Source organism: Sphingomonas sp. Leaf30, assembly GCF_001422525.1.
Taxonomy (GTDB): domain Bacteria; phylum Pseudomonadota; class Alphaproteobacteria; order Sphingomonadales; family Sphingomonadaceae; genus Sphingomonas; species Sphingomonas aerolata.
Genome location: NZ_LMKZ01000017.1, coordinates 63,106 through 78,344 on the forward strand (window position 1 = coordinate 63,106; position 15,239 = coordinate 78,344).

The window sequence follows — 15,239 nt, forward strand, 5'->3', positions numbered from 1 at the left end:
TATAGAGGTGCCAGGTCGCATAGCCGAGCCAGGGCAGCACGACCGCCAGCCCGATCGCGAGCGGGATCAGCCCGAGGACCAGCAGCCCGGCGACGCGCGCACCCCAGCCGAACACCGCACGCGGGTTTCGTCGCGCCGCCGCGAGCGAGGTGCGCAGCGCAAGGCCTGCATCGACCGGCTGATCGACCACCATCGGGAACGCGACCAGCGCGAAGACGAGCGTGGCGATCGCGAACGGCGCGCCCGCCAGATTGCCGAGCAGGATCAGCGTCCACCCCTCCTGCGTGGTGAACAGCCGGCCGGCGACGTCGCCAATCCGCAGCGGCGCGGTCGCGCCGAAGGTCAGGTCATAGACCGCATAGGCCGTCGCCAGCCATCCGACCATGAGGGCGGCGAGCCCGGCGGTGAGGACCGCAAGCGGCAGGCGGCTGCGTCCGTTGAGCGGATCGAGGAAATGCCACCAGCTCGAGTCGCGCCTCTCTTCGCGGCGACGCGCGAGTTCGTAGAAGCCCGAGGCGGCGGCGGGGCCGAGGATCGAGAGTCCTGCGACCAGCGGGAAGAACAGCGGGAGCAGCGGCGCGTTGTACGTCACCACCGCGGCGACCAGGCAGACGATCGGGTAGAGCAGGCCGATCACGATCAGGTCGCCGCGCTTGGCGAGAAAATCCTTCCACCCCTCGGCGAGGGCCCAGCGCAGGTCGGCGGTGCTGATCTTGCGGATCTCGGGGATGGCGGGTGCTGGCGCGATGAAGCTGTGCGGATGGGTGGCCATGATCTGCTCTCCGTTCAGGGGGTGGCGTATATCCTCGTCATGCGGGGTATCGTTGGGCGGCGTGACCGAACGGCCGGTTCAGCCGCACGATCGCCCAGTTGAGCCAGGCCGCAAAGCTGACCCACAAGAGATAGGGCGCGATCAACAGGCTCGCGAAGCGGTCGATGGGCCACAGCCCGACGACCAGCGCGACCAGCGACGCCCAGAGAAACACGACCTCGATCAACGCCCAGTCGGGGCGCCGGGCGCGGAAGAAGAGCGGGCTCCATAGCAGGTGGAAGACCGCGTTGACCGCAAACAGCGTGACCACCTGCGCGCGCGTCGCGGCGTCGGGGGCGGCGGTCCAGGCGATCGACGCGGACCAGGCGGCTAGGCCGAGGATGATCGTCCAGGCGGGGCCGAACAGCCAGTTTGGCGGCTGCAACCGCGGCTTGCGCAGCGTGCGGTACCAGGGGCCGATCGGCGTCATCAGTCCGCCGACGACGCAGAGCGCGATGGCGGCACTGCCGCTCACGACAATCGGGTTAAGCATTACATTGTCCATCTTGCCGAGTGTCCAATGCGTGTTACACCTTTGGCATGCGCGTGTCTTTCCCCTTTTCGGCGATCGTCGGCCAGGACGAGATGAAACGCGCGCTGCTGATCGCGGCGATCGATGCGCGGATCGGCGGAGTGATGGTGTTCGGCGATCGCGGCACGGGCAAGTCGACCGCGGTCCGTGCGCTCGCCGCGCTGCTGCCGCCGGTGCGTGCCGACCAGGCGGGGTATCAGGACGGTACGCCGCGGAGCGGGCAGGTGCCGGTGCCGTTCGTCGACCTGCCGCTCGGCGCGACCGAGGACCGGGTGGTCGGCGCGCTCGATCTCGAACGCGCGCTGGGGGCCGGGATCAAGGCGTTCGAGCCGGGGCTGCTCGCGCGGGCTAATGGCGGCTTCCTGTATATCGACGAGGTCAATCTGCTCGAGGATCACATCGTCGACCTGCTGCTCGACGTCGCCGCGTCGGGCGAGAATGTCGTCGAGCGCGAGGGGCTGAGCGTCCGCCACCCGGCGCGGTTCGTGCTGGTCGGCAGCGGTAACCCCGAAGAGGGCGAATTGCGGCCGCAGCTGCTCGACCGGTTCGGGCTGTCGGTCGAGGTCCGCACCCCGCAGGATCTGGACCAGCGCGTGGAGATTCTGCGGCGCTGCGATGCGTTCGAGCGGTCGCCGGCGGCGTTTGTCGAGCACTGGGCGGCCGACGAGCGCGCGACGCTGGCGGCGATCGCGCGGGGGCGGGCGGGGTTGCCGATGGTCGTGCTGCCCGATGCGGTGCTCGCCTTCGCCTCCCGGCTGTGTATCGCGGTGGGGGCTGACGGGTTGCGCGGCGAACTGACGCTGATGCGGGCGGCGCGGGCGCTCGCGGCGCTCGAGGCGGTGGCGGAGGTGACGCAGGCGCATGTCGCGACGATCGCGCCGATGGCGCTGCGCCACCGGTTGCGGCGCAACGTGCTCGACGAGACCGGGTCGACCGCGCGGATCCTGCGCGCGCTGGAGGAGGTGGCGGGGTGACCGGGCCGGCAGCGGGGGCGCCGGATCCGCTGGCCGATGCGCTGATCGCGGCGCAACTCTGTGCTGCCGATCCTGGGCTTGGCGGCATCGCGCTGCGCGGCGGCGGCGCGCTGCGCGATGCGGTGATCGCGGCGCTGCGGTCGCATCTGCCGGCCGATGCGCCGCTGCGGCGGGTGCCGGTCCATGTCGATGACGACCGGCTGTTCGGCGGGCTGGATCTGGTCGCGACGCTGGCCCAGGCGCGCGCGGTGCAGCGCGCGGGGCTGCTCGTCGAGGCGGCGGGCGGGGTGCTGGTGCTGGCGATGGCGGACCGGCTGTCCGATGCGGTGGCGGGGCGGATCGTCGCGGCGATGGACGGCGGCGGCGTCGGGCGAGCCCTTGTCGTGGCGCTCGACGACGGGGACGGTCCCGACGAAGGGCCGCCCGCGGCGCTGCTCGAACGGCTGGCGTTTCGCATCGACCTGCACGACGCCAAGCCTGCGGGGGCGATGCGGGGCGGGGAAGATTTCGGGGACGCGGGGACGCCGCAGACGCCCGACGCGGTCCTTGCAACGCTGGTCGCGACCGCGGCGGCGCTGGGCATCGAGACCGCGCGCGCGCCGCTGTTCGCGTTGCGCGCGGCGCGGGCTGCGGCGCGGTGTGCGGGGCGCGACGTCATCAGTGACGAGGATCTGATGCTCGCCGCGCGGCTGGTGATCGCGCCGCGTGCGACGCGTCTGCCGGCCGAGCAACCGGACGACGCGCCGCCGCCACCCGAGCCGCAGCCGCCTGACGCGCCGCCGCCGGACGCGGGGGATCGCGACCAGCCGGAAGGAGAAACCCGGCCACTCGACGACGTCGTGCTGGAGGCCGCGCTCGCGGCGCTGCCGAAGGATGTGCTGGCGCAGATCGCGGCGGGGGGCGTACGGCGCGGGCGGACGCGCGCGTCGCGCGGTGCGGGCGAGCGGCGTCGATCGCCGGCGCGTGGCCGGCCCGTCGGGGTGCGCCCGGGCGTGCCGGGCGGCGGGCAGCGCCTGAGCCTGATCGACACGCTGCGCGCGGCGGCGCCGTGGCAAAGGCTGCGGCGCACGGCGGACAGCGCGTCGCGGGTGCTGGTCCGCCGCGACGACCTGCGGATCCGCCGGTTCGAGACGCGCGCGGAGTCGGTCACGATCTTCGTCGTCGACGCGTCGGGATCCGCCTCGTTGTCGCGACTCGCGGAGGCGAAGGGCGCAGTCGAGCTGCTGCTCGCCGATTCCTATGTTCAGCGCGCGCAGGTCGCGCTCATCGCGTTCCGGGGCAGCGGCGCGACGGTGCTGCTCCCGCCGACCCGGTCGCTGGCACGCGCGCGGCGATCGCTCGCCGAGCTGCCGGGCGGCGGTGGCACGCCGCTCGCGGCGGGACTGCGCGCCGCGATCGACGTCGCCGATGCGGCACGCGCGCGCGGCCAGACCCCGTTCGTCGTCCTGCTGACCGACGGGCGCGCGAACATCGCCGCGGATGGCCGGGCGGTGCGCAGCGTCGCCGCCGCGGATGCGAGCGCCGCCGCCGCCGCGCTCGGCCGTGCGGGAATAGCCGCGGCATTCCTCGACATCTCCGCGCGGCCGGGACCCGAGGGGGCGGCGCTCGCCGCGGCGATGCAGGCGCGCTATCTGCCGCTGCCGCGCGCGGATGCGGTGCGGATGCACGCGGCGGTCCGCGCGGTGCAGCCCGCATGAGCGCGCCGCGCTGGAGCGTCGAGGGGCGCGGATGGCCCAATCGCGCCGCCAGCCGCTTCGTCGCGGCCGGTGGCCTGCGCTGGCATGTCCAGACCTTCGCGCCCGAGGCCCGCGACGCGCCCGCGACGATCCTGCTGCTCCACGGTACCGGCGCGGCGACGCACAGCTGGCGGACGCTCGCACCGTTGCTCGGCCAGCACTACCACGTCGTCGCGGTCGATCTGCCGGGGCATGGCTTCACCACCGGCCGCCCAGTCGACGGCCTGTCGATCGCGGGCATGGCGGGCGCGGTCGCGACGTTGCTCGGCACGTTGAAGGTCACGCCGCAGGTGATCATCGGCCATTCGGCGGGGGCGGCGATCGCGGCGCGGCTGGCGATCGACGGCACGGCGACCCCCGCGGCGATCATCGGGTTGAGTGCGGCGCTGCTGCCCTTTCCGGGGCTGGCCGCGACGCTGTTCCCGACGATGGCACGCGCGCTGTTCGTCAATCCGATCGCACCGCATCTGTTCGCGCGGATCGCCCGCACCCCGGGCGAGACAGGTCGGTTCCTGTACCGGTCGACCGGATCGCGGATCGATGACGCGGGCGTGGCCTGTTATGCAGCGTTGCTCGGCACGTCGGCGCAGTGCGCGGGCGCGATCGGCATGATGGCGGCCTGGGATCTGGTCGGGTTGCGGCGGGATCTGGCGCGCCTGAAGACGCCGGTGCTGCTCGTGCATGGCGACGCCGACCGGGCGATCCCGTTGTCGAACGCGCGCGAGGCGGCGGCGGCGGTCGGTGACGGGCGGCTCGAGACGCTGCACGGGCTCGGCCATCTCGCGCATGAGGAACGCCCCGAAGAGGTCGCGGCGATCGTCCGGCAATACATGGAGGCCCGTATATGACCGGTGTTCTCGGCCTGCTCGACCTGATGATCGCGGGCGCGCCGGTCATCATCTTCTGCGTGTGGCAGCTCGTCTCGGTCAATCGGGCGATCGCGCGGGACAAGGTCGCCGGAGACTCCCCGACACCGCCCGACGCCGCTTCACCAGAAGGCGCGGGGCATCCGGTAGGGGAGCATCGACTGGACGATCGGTGACCGGAAGCGGCCGAGCGCGAGGCTTTCGTGCACCGCGCGCACCTCCTCGCCGAACAGTCGCGTGGCGAGCGCGGAACGGGCATAGAAGGGCGCATCGATCCACGTCTTCACCACGCGCGGGCGATGTCCCGCATCGGCCCGCGTCGCCCGCTTTATGAGCCAGCCGGTCCGGGGCAGGGCCGCCGGGGCGGGCTGGACGACGTCGTGCCACCGGCCCTGCGCATCGAATTTGAGCACGAGGTCGAACGGCGTGCCGTCGCGGCGCCGCCCTTCGTACAGCACCGCGACATCGCTTTTAAGATGCGCGCGCGACCAGTGCCAGTCGTCGAACCCCGCCTCGAGCGGTTCGTCGCCGAAGTTCGAATCGAAATAGCCGGGGCCCGACCAGCGGACGCCGGGATGCGTCATCGCGACCTCGACCTGGGCGCGCGGTGCGACCGGATGCCAGCGATGCCGCCCGCCCGGATCGAGCGCGAAGGCGGTGGTGCCGATCATCGCGGGGCTGACGCGGATCGTGCCGCGCACAGGGTAGGGCAGCGGCGCGGATCGCTCGCGGATCTCGATCACCAGCGTGTCGCCGTCCCAGCTGAGGCCGCTCGGGCCGACGACGAGATGATCGGTGCCCCGGTCGACGCGGTGCGCGGGACGTTCGGTCATCGCCCAGGCGCTGCCGCGCGGGCCGGTCAGCGCGACGTTGATCGCGCAGTGGTTTTCGGGGGTCTTCCGGCCGCTAAGCTTGTAATAGGGCGAGAAGACGCTGCCGATGAAGGCGATGATCGTCAGCCCGTGGGCGCCGTCCGCGCTGGTCGCGTCGACATACCACCAGGCATAGCCCTGGGCATCGACACGAACGTCGAAGCGTGGTCCCTGAGCAGGCAGTCGACGGCTAGCCGGCCGGAAAGCGCCGCCATCGGGACGCCCGCGCCGGGGTGGGTGCTCCCGCCCGCGCAATAGAGCCCAGGGATCCGAGTCCGGCTGCCCTGCCGGCGGAAGGACGCCGCCCACCCGTGCGAGGCCCGTCCATAAAGGGCTCCACCCGTCGAGGGACACAGTGCCTCGAACGCGTGCGGCGTCGTCATGACGGTCGAGGGCGCCAGATCGAGCGAAAGTCCCGCCTGCGAAACGCCCTCGAGCATGCGCCTCGTCCATGTCGCGATCTCCTCCTGGCTGGTGTCCGGTCCGTCGCCGGTGGGCGGCGCGTTGACGATGATCTGCACGCGTTCGGGGCGGGCCGGGGCGCGCGCGCCGCGGCGGTCGTCGTCGCCGCTGTCGCTGCGATCCTGCGCGCAGACATAGACGCTCGGCCGGGCGGCGGCGCGACCGGCCGACAGCGCGGCGAATTCGGCCGGATAGTCGTCCGAGAAGAAGACGGTGTGGCGGGCGAGCGGGAAGCCCGCGGCCTGCGCATGTCCGGTCCACACCATCGCGCTGAGCGATCGGTGCGCGGCGGGGACGGGGGCGACCGCGTGACGGACCGCGGCGCCGAACCGGCCGACGGCGAGGGCGGCGGGATCGGCGTTGCAGATCACCGCCGACGCGGCGATGCGCTCGCCGTCCTCGAACATGACCCCGGCGGCGCGGCCCCGCTCGATGAGGATCGCGCGAACCGGCGCGCGGTAGCGGAAGCGGACGCCGTTCTGCCGGCCAAGCGCCTCCAATGCGAGCGCGAGCCGATACATGCCGCCGTCGATCAGCCACACGCCGCTCGCCTCGACATGCGCGATCAGCATCAGCGTCGCCGGGCACTGCATCGGCGACGCCCCGCAATAGGTCGCATAGCGCGCGAAGAGCTGGCGCAGTCGCGGGTCGGTGAAATAGCCGCCGAGCGCGTGCCACAGCGACGTATAGGGGCGCAGCGTGCAATAATCGCCAAGGCCGCGCAGGCCCATCCGCCAGCCCAGCGTCAGCGGCCCCGGGCGTGTCGCGTGGAGAAAGGGCTGGTCGAGCGCGGTGAACAGCCGTTTCGCCTCGGCCCGGAACGCGCGATAGCCGCGGGCATCGGCCGCGCCGGCAAAGGCGCCGATCGCGTCCTCGCTCGCGGCGGGATCGGCGAACAGGTCGAGGCGGGCGGGACCCCAGGCATGGCGGGCGAGCAGCGCGGCGGGGCGCATCGTCACGTGGCGGTCGAGCGTGTCGCCGCATGCCGCAAAGACATCCTCCATGACCGATCGCAGCGTGAACACCGTTGGCCCCGCATCGATCGCGTCGCCATCGACCGCGATCGTGCGCAGCTTGCCCCCCGGCCCGGGTTGCGCCTCGACGACCCGCACGGTGCGGCCCTGCGCGGCGAGCAGCGCGGCGCTGACCAGCCCGCCGACCCCCGCCCCGATCACCACCACGCCCGCATCCGACACCGGCATCCTCCAATTGACGCGATGCTAACACCTGTCCACAAATATGGACACATGAAAACGTATCATCATCTTTTCGCCCGGGTGCGGGAGCGGTGGCTGGATTGTCGCAACCGCCTGCTCGCCGATCCGCGCGTCCAGCACGCGGCGCAGCGCTTTTCGCTCAGCCGGCCGATCGCGCGCCGCCGGGCGGGCGCGCTGTTCGATCTGGTCGCAGGGTTCACCTATTCGCAGATCCTTGCCGCCTGCGTCGAAACCGGGCTGCTCGCGCGGCTGGCCCGCGGCCCGGCGGACGCGCAGACGATCGGGGCGCAGCTCGACCTGCCGGTGGCGGGCGCCGAACGGCTGTTGCGCGGTGCGGCGGCGTTGCGGCTCGTCGAGGCGTGCGGGGCGGACTGGGCACTTGGCAGCGACGGCGCGGCGCTGCTCGGCAATCCCGGCATCACCGCGATGATCGCACATCACCGTCTTCTCTATGCCGATCTGGCCGATCCCGTCGCGCTGCTGCGCCGCGGGGGCGGGGGCGGGGCGGTGTCGGATCACTGGCATTATGCCGAGTCGGCGGGGCAGGGCGATGCCGCCACGGTCTCTGCTTATTCGACGCTGATGGCGGCGTCGCAACCGATGGTCGCAGGCCAGACACTCGCGGCCTATCGGTTCGACCGGCATCGCCGCGTGCTCGATGTCGGCGGCGGCGAGGGCGCGTTTCTCTGCGCGCTCGGGGCGCGGTTCGCGACGCCCGGTCTCGGGCTGTTCGACCTGCCCGCGGTCACCGAGCGCGCGCGCGGGCGGTTCGACTCGGCAGGGCTGGGGACGCGCGCGACGCTGCACGGGGGCAATTTTCTCGCGGATCCGCTGCCCGAGGGCTATGATCTGATCACGCTGGTGCGCGTCCTGCATGATCATGACGACGCGGTGGCGCTGACGTTGCTGCGTCGTATCCATGCCGCGCTGCCCCCCGGCGGGACTATGCTGATCGCCGAACCGATGGCGCAGACGCCGGGTGCGGAGCGGTCCGGCGATGCGTATTTCGGCTTCTACCTGCTCGCCATGGGGACCGGGCGACCGCGCAGTGTCGCGGAGATCCGCGCGATGCTGCACGCCGCGGGCTTCGGCCAGGTCCGCACCCGGCGCACCGCGCTGCCGCTCGTCGCCTGTGTGATCACCGCGACACGATAAGGTGTCCAATCAAGTTGACAACCTCATCTGTCTAGAGCAGATTACGGCCATGATCTGATGGAGGACGGGGCGGTGGGCAACGGACGTATGGACGCACTGGCGGTCATACTGGAAGCGCCGGAAAGGCTTGCGCTCCGCACCCTCTCGCTCACGCCGATGGGCGATGCCGATCTGTGCGTCGAGATCGACTGGAGCGGGATCAGCACTGGCACCGAACGGCTGCTGTGGAGCGGCCGGATGCCCGAATTTCCGGGCATGGGCTATCCGCTGGTCCCGGGATATGAATCGGTCGGGCGGATCGTCGATGCCGGTGTCGATGCGCGCGCGCGGATCGGCGAATATGTCTTCGTCCCCGGCGCCAATTGCTATCGCCAGGCGCGCGGCCTGTTCGGGGGGGCGGCCCGGCGGGTGATCCTGCCCGGTGCGCGCGCGGTGCCGATCGACGCGACGCTCGGGCGCAACGGCGTGCTGCTCGCACTCGCCGCGACCGCGCACCACGCGATCGCGGTCGGCGGCGCGCCCGACCTGATCGTCGGACATGGCATATTGGGGCAGCTGATCGCGCGGATCGCGGTCGCGTCGGGGGCGGGTGCGCCGACGGTGTGGGAGGTCCAGCCGGCGCGTCGGATCGGATCCGGCTACCGCGTGATCGACCCGGCCGACGATGATCGCTCCGACTATCGCACGATCTGCGACGCGAGCGGGACCGCCGATATCCTCGACCTGGCGTTTGCGCGGCTCGGCAAGGGCGGCGAGGTGGTGCTGGCCGGCTTCTACGATCGGCTGTCCTTCGCCTTCCCGCCGGCATTCCTGCGCGAGGCGCGGATGCGCGTCGCGGCCGAGTTCACCCCTGCGGACATCACCGCGGTGCTCGCGCTGATCGAGACCGGGCTGCTCGAGCTCGACGGCCTGATCAGCCACACCCGCCCCGCCGGCGAGGCGATGGACGCCTATCCACAGGCCTTCACCGACCCCGATTGCGTCAAGATGGTCCTCGACTGGAGAGCGCTATGAGCATGTTCGATCCCGGACCCCTGCGGCGCGAGGCCGAACAGGAGCCGGATCCGGTCCCGACCGGCCCGGTCACCAAGGAGACGCAGATCATCGCGATCTACGGCAAGGGCGGCAGCGGCAAGTCGTTCGCGCTCGCCAACCTCAGCTACATGATGGCGCAGCAGGGCAAGCGCGTGCTGCTGATCGGCTGCGATCCCAAGAGCGATACCACCTCGCTGCTGTTCGGCGGCAAGTCGACCCCGACGATCATCGAGACCAGCTCGCGCAAGAAGCTCGCGGGCGAGGAGATCGGGATCGAGGACGTCTGCTTCCAGCGCGACGGGGTGTTCGCGATGGAACTGGGCGGGCCCGAGGTCGGGCGCGGCTGCGGCGGGCGCGGGATCATCCACGGGTTCGAGACGCTCGAGAAACTCGGGTTCCATGAATGGGGCTTCGACTATGTCTTGCTCGACTTCCTCGGCGACGTGGTGTGCGGCGGCTTCGGCCTGCCGATCGCGCGCGACATGTGCCAGAAGGTGATCGTCGTCGCCTCGAACGACCTGCAGTCGCTCTATGTCGCGAACAACGTCTGCAAGGCGGTCGAATATTTCCGCAAGATGGGCGGCAATGTCGGCGTCGCGGGGATGATCCTCAACAAGGACGACGGCACGGGCGAGGCGCAGGCGTTCGCCGCCGCGGTCGGCATCCCGGTGCTGACCGCGATCCCCGCGAACGAGGACATCCGCAAGAAGAGCGCGAACTACCAGATCATCGGCAAGCCCGGCGGGCAATGGGCGAGCCTGTTCGAGGAGCTTGCGGTCAATGTCGCCGAAGCCCCGCCGCTGCGTCCGACACCGCTCGACCAGGACGGGTTGCTCGGGCTGTTCTCGGCGGATGTGACGGGCGCGGATTATGCGCTGAAGCCTGCGAGCCAGGCGGACATGCGCGGGGTGGCCTATGTGGCGAAGCCGACGCTCGAGGTCGTGTACGATGCCGTCTGATGCTCCTCTTCTCTCTGAGCCCCTCCCCTTTAGGAGTGAGGCGGCAGCCCTGTCCCCCGGACAGGGCCAAGAGCCGCCTCACTGGGTTGGGGTGGGGACGTCCGACCGCGTTCGGGACGTGATTTCGAACTTCCCCACCCCAAACCCAGTGGCAGGTCGATCAGGCTCCCAGCCTGATCTGAACCGCGCGGGGCGCGGTTCACCCGCCACTCCTGAAGGGGAGGGGCTAAGCTGTTCGAGCGCCGGCACCCTCCGCGCAGCCGCTGAACTCGCGGGAAAGTCCGATATCCTAGCCCGCTACGACGCAGACTACCCCAAAGGCCCGCACGACCAGCCGCAATCCATGTGCCCAGCCTTCGGATCGCTTCGCGTGGGGCTTCGGATGCGCCGCACCGCGACGGTGCTCTCGGGCTCCGCCTGCTGCGTCTACGGCCTGACCTTCACCTCGCATTTCTACGGTGCGAAACGCAGCGTCGGCTATGTGCCCTTCTCGTCCGAGACGCTGGTGACGGGCAAATTGTTCGAGGACATTCGCGACGCGGTCCACCAGCTCGCCGATCCGGCTTTGTACGACACGATCATCGTGACCAATCTCTGCGTGCCGACCGCATCGGGCGTGCCGCTGCAATTGCTCCCCGACCAGATCAATGGCGTGCGGATCATCGGGATCGACGTTCCTGGTTTCGGCGTGCCGACGCATGCCGAGGCGAAGGACGTGCTGGCGGGCGCGATGCTCAGCTATGCGCGCAAGGAGGCCGAGAGCGGCCCCGTCGCCGCGCCCAAGCAACGACCGGACCGGCCGAGCGTGACTCTCCTTGGCGAGATGTTCCCGGCTGACCCGCCAGGAATCGGGCTATTGCTCGAACCGCTGGGCCTTGCGGCCGGCCCGGTCGTCCCGACGCGCGAATGGCGCGAGCTCTATGCGGCGCTCGACTGCGCGGTGGTGGCCGCAATACACCCCTTCTACACCGCCAGCGTCCGTGAGTTCGAGGCGGCGGGGCGGACGGTGGTCGGCTCGGCGCCGGTCGGCGCGGACGGGACCGCGGCGTGGCTCGATGCGATCGGCGCGGCGTGCGGGATCGCGCAGGACAAGGTCGATGCGGCAAAGAACCGTGTCCTCCCGGCGATCTGCGGCGCGCTGGCGGCACGGCCGATCAAGGGGCGGATCACCGTGTCGGGCTATGAAGGCTCCGAACTGCTCGTCGCGCGGCTGCTGATCGAGAGCGGTGCGGACGTGCCCTATGTCGGCACGGCCTGCCCGCGCACGCCCTGGTCCGAACCCGATCGTGACTGGCTGGTGAGCCGCGGCGTGCAGGTCCAGTATCGCGCGAGCCTCGAACAGGATCTTGCCGCGGTCGACGCGTTCGGCCCCGATCTCGCGATCGGCACCACGCCGGTGGTGCAGCACGCCAAGCAGAAGGCGATCCCGGCGCTGTATTTCACCAACCTCATCTCGGCGCGGCCGCTGATGGGGCCGGCGGGGGCGGGGAGCCTTGCGCTGGTCGTCAACGCGGCGCTTGCCAACCAGGCGCGGTTCGACCGGATGACCGCGTTCTTCGACGGTGTCGGCACGGGCGCCACCGCGGGTGTGTGGGAAGACACGCCGGTCGACCGGCCCGAGTTCAAGGCCAAGTATGCCGCCAAACGCATCGCTGCGGCCAAGGCCGAAGAAAGCATCGGGATATGACCCTCATCCTCGATCATGACCGCGCGGGCGGTTATTGGGGGGCGGTCTATGCCTTCACCGCGATCAAGGGATTGCAGGTGATCATCGACGGGCCGGTGGGGTGCGAGAATCTCCCGGTCACCTCGGTGCTCCATTATACCGACGCGCTGCCGCCGCACGAATTGCCGATCGTCGTCACGGGCCTTGGCGAGCAGGAGCTTGGACGCGACGGCACCGAAGGCGCGATGAAGCGCGCCTGGGCGACGCTCGATCCGGACTTGCCCGCGGTCGTCGTGACGGGGTCGATCGCCGAGATGATCGGCGGCGGCGTCACGCCCGAGGGCACCAACATCCAGCGCTTCCTGCCGCGCACGATCGACGAGGATCAATGGCAGTCGGGCGACCGCGCGCTGACCTGGCTGTGGACGCAGTTCGGCCCGAAAAAAGTGCCCGCGCCGCGTCCGCTCAAGGACGGCGAGCGCCCCAGGGTCAACATTATCGGGCCGATGTACGGCAGCTTCAACATGCCCTCCGATCTCGCCGAGATCCGCCGCCTGATCGAGGGGATCGGCGCGGATGTAGGCATGGTCTTCCCGCTCGGCAGCCATCTCGCCGATGTCCGCAAGCTGGCGGATGCACAGGTCAATGTCTGCCTGTACCGCGAGTTCGGACGCGGACTGTGCGAGGTACTCGAACGGCCCTATCTGCAGGCGCCGATCGGGCTGGAGAGCACGACGCTGTTCCTCCGCAAACTCGGCGAGATGCTCGGGCTCGATCCCGAGCCTTTCATCGCACGCGAGAAGCACACGACGATCAAGCCGCTCTGGGATCTCTGGCGCTCGGTCACGCAGGATTTCTTCGGCACCGCGAGCTTCGGCATCGTCGCGACCGAAACCTATGCGCGGGGTATTCGCAACTTCCTCGAAACCGACATGGGGTTGCCCTGCCACTTCGCGTTCGGGCGGTCGGCGGGGGTCAAGCCCGACAATCAGGCTGTGATCGATGCGATCCGCGGCAATCCGCCGCTGATGGTCTTCGGCAGCTTCAACGAGCGGATGTACATGGCCGAGGCCGGCGCGCGGGGCGTCTATATCCCGGCGAGCTTCCCCGGCGCGGTGATCCGCCGCCACACCGGTACGCCGTTCATGGGCTATGCCGGCGCGACCTATCTGATCCAGGAGGTGTGCAACGCGCTCTTCGACGCGCTTTTCCACATCCTTCCGCTCGCCGGACAGCTCGACCAGGTTGAGGCGACGCCGGCGCGGATCGACCGAGACGTGGCCTGGGACGACGATGCCAAGGCCGCGCTCGACGCGGTGATCGAGCGCGAGCCGGTGCTGGTGCGGATCTCTGCCGCCAAGCGCATCCGCGACGCGGCCGAACGCGGCGCGCGGCGCGCGGGCGAAGCGTCGATCAGCACGGACCGCCTCGCGCACGCAATCACCGAAAGCCGCGGGCGATGACCCCGGCACTGCCTTTCCCGTCCGGCCCCAGCGGTGCCGATGCGGGTGACTCCTTCCTCGCGGGCATCCGGTCCGCCTGGATCCAGGGAGCGCGATTCACGCTCCCCTTCTCCTCGGGAACAACGGAGACGTCATCATGAGCGACCTGAGAGACAAGGACGAGAGGATGGGGCTTGGCACCTACCTCACGCCCGAAGAGGCCAAGGAGTTTCACAAGCTGTTCATCACCAGCTTCCTGATCTTCACCGTCGTCGCGGTCATCGCGCATTTCCTGGTCTGGAACTGGCGCCCCTGGTTTTGAGCCGCACGCCCTAATCGCAAACCAATGAGAGGAACCACGTCATGTGGAGAATCTGGCTGATCTTCGATCCGCGGCGTTCGCTCGTCGCTCTGTTCACGTTCCTACTGGTGCTGGCATTGCTGATCCACTTCATCCTGCTCAGCACCGATCGCTTCAACTGGCTCGATGGCCCGCACAAAGCGCCCGCCGTCACCGCGCCCGCGGGCAGTTGATGCGACGATCGGCGGTTGCGGAGGACGGGGGCAGACCGAACCCGTCCTCCCATACCCCCTGGCTCCACCGCAGTCCCGACCCCGGCCGATCGGCACGGGTGATGGGACGGCGTGACGGGATGCGGTGACGAAACGGGGAAACGGAGACGTGCCATGGCGCTGTTGAGCTTCGAGCGAAAATACCGGGTGCGCGGCGGGACGCTGCTTGGCGGCGACCTGTTCGACTTCTGGGTCGGGCCCTTTTACGTGGGCTTCTTCGGCGTCACGACCGCGATCTCCGCGCTGCTCGGCACGTTGCTGATCTTCTACGCCGCGTCGCTCGGGCCGAGCTGGAATCCCTGGCTGATCAGCATCGCGCCGCCCGACATCGCCTATGGTCTGGGGCTGGCGCCGTTGCGCGAGGGCGGGTTCTGGCAGGTCATCACGATCTGCGCGATCGTGGCCTTCGTATCCTGGGCGCTCCGCGAGGTCGAGATCTGCAACAAGCTCGGCATGGGCTATCACGTGCCCTTTGCCTATGGCTTTGCGATCTTCGCCTATGTCTCGCTGGTCGTCGTCCGGCCATGGCTGCTCGGCGCGTGGGGCTTCGGCTTTCCGTACGGGATCTTCAGCCATCTCGATTGGGTGTCGAACACCGGCTACCAATATCTCCACTTCCACTACAATCCCGCGCACATGCTCGCGGTGAGCTTCTTTTTCACGACCGGGGGCGCGCTGGCGTTCCACGGCGCGCTGGTGCTGTCCGCGGTCAACCCGGCGGAGGGCGAACCGGTCAAGTCGCCGGAATATGAGGACGCGTTCTTCCGCGACACGATCGGCTACTCGATCGGAACGCTCGGCATCCACCGGCTGGGCCTGTTCCTCGCATTGTCGGCGGGGTTCTGGAGCGCGATCTGCATCATCATCTCGGGGCCGCTCTGGACGCGCGGCTGGCCCGAATGGTGGACGTGGTGGCTCAACCTGCCGATCTGGTCCTGA

The 15,239-nt window shown here is 70.0% G+C and carries 16 protein-coding genes; 12 read left to right on the forward strand and 4 right to left on the reverse strand.

Annotation, left to right across the window (positions count from 1 at the left end; translation table 11 throughout):
* Both ASE89_RS13345 and ASE89_RS13350 read right to left on the reverse strand, forming a co-directional pair.
* Nucleotides 1-772: DUF2189 domain-containing protein (locus ASE89_RS13345; protein WP_056678654.1), on the reverse strand; the 772-nt coding region annotated here is incomplete at its 3' end.
* A gap of 37 nt (nt 773-809) precedes the next feature.
* Complete coding sequence (locus tag ASE89_RS13350; RefSeq protein WP_056678816.1) at nt 810-1,304, reverse strand: TspO/MBR family protein; 495 nt, start codon at nt 1,302-1,304, stop codon at nt 810-812.
* A gap of 47 nt (nt 1,305-1,351) precedes the next feature.
* Between ASE89_RS13350 and ASE89_RS13355 the strand changes: the two genes are divergently transcribed.
* The 4 genes from ASE89_RS13355 to ASE89_RS13370 are packed head-to-tail and all read left to right on the forward strand — an operon-like array spanning nt 1,352 to nt 5,095.
* A complete protein-coding gene (locus ASE89_RS13355) occupies nt 1,352-2,317 on the forward strand; it encodes an ATP-binding protein (RefSeq protein ID WP_056678657.1) in 966 nt (321 codons plus the stop codon).
* Nucleotides 2,314-4,014 (forward strand): magnesium chelatase subunit D, encoded by a 1,701-nt coding sequence (locus tag ASE89_RS13360; protein ID WP_056678660.1) that lies wholly within the window; start codon nt 2,314-2,316, stop codon nt 4,012-4,014. Before ASE89_RS13355 ends, ASE89_RS13360 begins: the two co-directional genes overlap by 4 nt.
* Nucleotides 4,011-4,901, forward strand: a complete 891-nt coding sequence (gene bchO, locus ASE89_RS13365; protein ID WP_056678663.1) for an alpha/beta fold hydrolase BchO — start codon at nt 4,011-4,013, stop codon at nt 4,899-4,901. The genes ASE89_RS13360 and bchO overlap by 4 nt, the downstream gene beginning before the upstream one ends.
* Nucleotides 4,898-5,095, forward strand: coding sequence for a hypothetical protein (locus ASE89_RS13370; protein ID WP_056678666.1), 198 nt, complete (start codon nt 4,898-4,900; stop codon nt 5,093-5,095). The genes bchO and ASE89_RS13370 overlap by 4 nt, the downstream gene beginning before the upstream one ends.
* Here ASE89_RS13370 and ASE89_RS13375 read toward each other — a convergent pair.
* A complete protein-coding gene (locus ASE89_RS13375; RefSeq protein WP_082451539.1) occupies nt 5,042-5,752 on the reverse strand; it encodes a hydratase in 711 nt (236 codons plus the stop codon). The genes ASE89_RS13370 and ASE89_RS13375 overlap by 54 nt on opposite strands.
* Nucleotides 5,753-5,874: 122 nt before the next feature.
* Nucleotides 5,875-7,449, reverse strand: a complete 1,575-nt coding sequence (crtD, locus tag ASE89_RS13380) for a 1-hydroxycarotenoid 3,4-desaturase CrtD (RefSeq protein ID WP_236701794.1) — start codon at nt 7,447-7,449, stop codon at nt 5,875-5,877.
* Nucleotides 7,450-7,500: 51 nt separating this feature from the next.
* Here crtD and ASE89_RS13385 point away from each other — a divergent pair, with 51 nt between their 5' ends.
* The 8 genes from ASE89_RS13385 to pufL all read left to right on the forward strand — a co-directional run bounded on the left by ASE89_RS13385 (nt 7,501) and on the right by pufL (nt 15,239).
* Nucleotides 7,501-8,625, forward strand: a complete 1,125-nt coding sequence (locus ASE89_RS13385) for a methyltransferase (RefSeq protein WP_056678671.1) — start codon at nt 7,501-7,503, stop codon at nt 8,623-8,625.
* A gap of 87 nt (nt 8,626-8,712) precedes the next feature.
* The gene (gene bchC, locus ASE89_RS13390; RefSeq protein WP_056678675.1) at nt 8,713-9,639 is read left to right on the forward strand and encodes a chlorophyll synthesis pathway protein BchC; all 927 of its coding nucleotides are present in this window, start codon (nt 8,713-8,715) and stop codon (nt 9,637-9,639) included.
* Entirely contained in the window at nt 9,636-10,619 is a 984-nt protein-coding gene (locus tag ASE89_RS13395) for a chlorophyllide a reductase iron protein subunit X (protein ID WP_031394550.1), read from the forward strand. The genes bchC and ASE89_RS13395 overlap by 4 nt, the downstream gene beginning before the upstream one ends.
* Nucleotides 10,620-10,905: 286 nt before the next feature.
* Nucleotides 10,906-12,306 (forward strand): chlorophyllide a reductase subunit Y, encoded by a 1,401-nt coding sequence (gene bchY, locus ASE89_RS13400; RefSeq protein ID WP_156363501.1) that lies wholly within the window; start codon nt 10,906-10,908, stop codon nt 12,304-12,306.
* Nucleotides 12,303-13,748: a chlorophyllide a reductase subunit Z gene (gene bchZ / locus ASE89_RS13405; protein ID WP_056678677.1), complete on the forward strand. Its 1,446-nt coding sequence runs from the start codon at nt 12,303-12,305 to the stop codon at nt 13,746-13,748. Before bchY ends, bchZ begins: the two co-directional genes overlap by 4 nt.
* Before the next feature lie 136 nt (nt 13,749-13,884).
* Nucleotides 13,885-14,049, forward strand: a complete 165-nt coding sequence (gene pufB / locus ASE89_RS19945) for a light-harvesting antenna LH1, beta subunit (RefSeq protein WP_081874172.1) — start codon at nt 13,885-13,887, stop codon at nt 14,047-14,049.
* A gap of 41 nt (nt 14,050-14,090) precedes the next feature.
* Nucleotides 14,091-14,261 carry a light-harvesting antenna LH1, alpha subunit gene (gene pufA, locus ASE89_RS19950; RefSeq protein WP_081874173.1) on the forward strand — a complete coding sequence of 57 codons (171 nt, stop codon included), beginning with the start codon at nt 14,091-14,093 and terminating at the stop codon, nt 14,259-14,261.
* 153 nt (nt 14,262-14,414) lie between these two features.
* Nucleotides 14,415-15,239, forward strand: a complete 825-nt coding sequence (gene pufL / locus ASE89_RS13410) for a photosynthetic reaction center subunit L (RefSeq protein WP_031439813.1) — start codon at nt 14,415-14,417, stop codon at nt 15,237-15,239.

Bases quoted from the DNA above. Each gene is read 5' to 3' on its own strand.
- pufL (WP_031439813.1), top strand. From the start codon at position 14,415: ATGGCGCTGTTGAGCTTCGAGCGAAAATACCGGGTGCGCGGCGGGACG.
- ASE89_RS13375 (WP_082451539.1), bottom strand. From the start codon at position 5,752: ATGACCGAACGTCCCGCGCACCGCGTCGACCGGGGCACCGATCATCTC.
- ASE89_RS13395 (WP_031394550.1), top strand. From the start codon at position 9,636: ATGAGCATGTTCGATCCCGGACCCCTGCGGCGCGAGGCCGAACAGGAG.
- ASE89_RS13370 (WP_056678666.1), top strand. From the start codon at position 4,898: ATGACCGGTGTTCTCGGCCTGCTCGACCTGATGATCGCGGGCGCGCCG.
- bchZ (WP_056678677.1), top strand. From the start codon at position 12,303: ATGACCCTCATCCTCGATCATGACCGCGCGGGCGGTTATTGGGGGGCG.
- ASE89_RS13355 (WP_056678657.1), top strand. From the start codon at position 1,352: ATGCGCGTGTCTTTCCCCTTTTCGGCGATCGTCGGCCAGGACGAGATG.
- ASE89_RS13385 (WP_056678671.1), top strand. From the start codon at position 7,501: ATGAAAACGTATCATCATCTTTTCGCCCGGGTGCGGGAGCGGTGGCTG.
- bchO (WP_056678663.1), top strand. From the start codon at position 4,011: ATGAGCGCGCCGCGCTGGAGCGTCGAGGGGCGCGGATGGCCCAATCGC.
- pufA (WP_081874173.1), top strand. From the start codon at position 14,091: ATGTGGAGAATCTGGCTGATCTTCGATCCGCGGCGTTCGCTCGTCGCT.
- bchC (WP_056678675.1), top strand. From the start codon at position 8,713: ATGGACGCACTGGCGGTCATACTGGAAGCGCCGGAAAGGCTTGCGCTC.
- pufB (WP_081874172.1), top strand. From the start codon at position 13,885: ATGAGCGACCTGAGAGACAAGGACGAGAGGATGGGGCTTGGCACCTAC.
- ASE89_RS13350 (WP_056678816.1), bottom strand. From the start codon at position 1,304: ATGCTTAACCCGATTGTCGTGAGCGGCAGTGCCGCCATCGCGCTCTGC.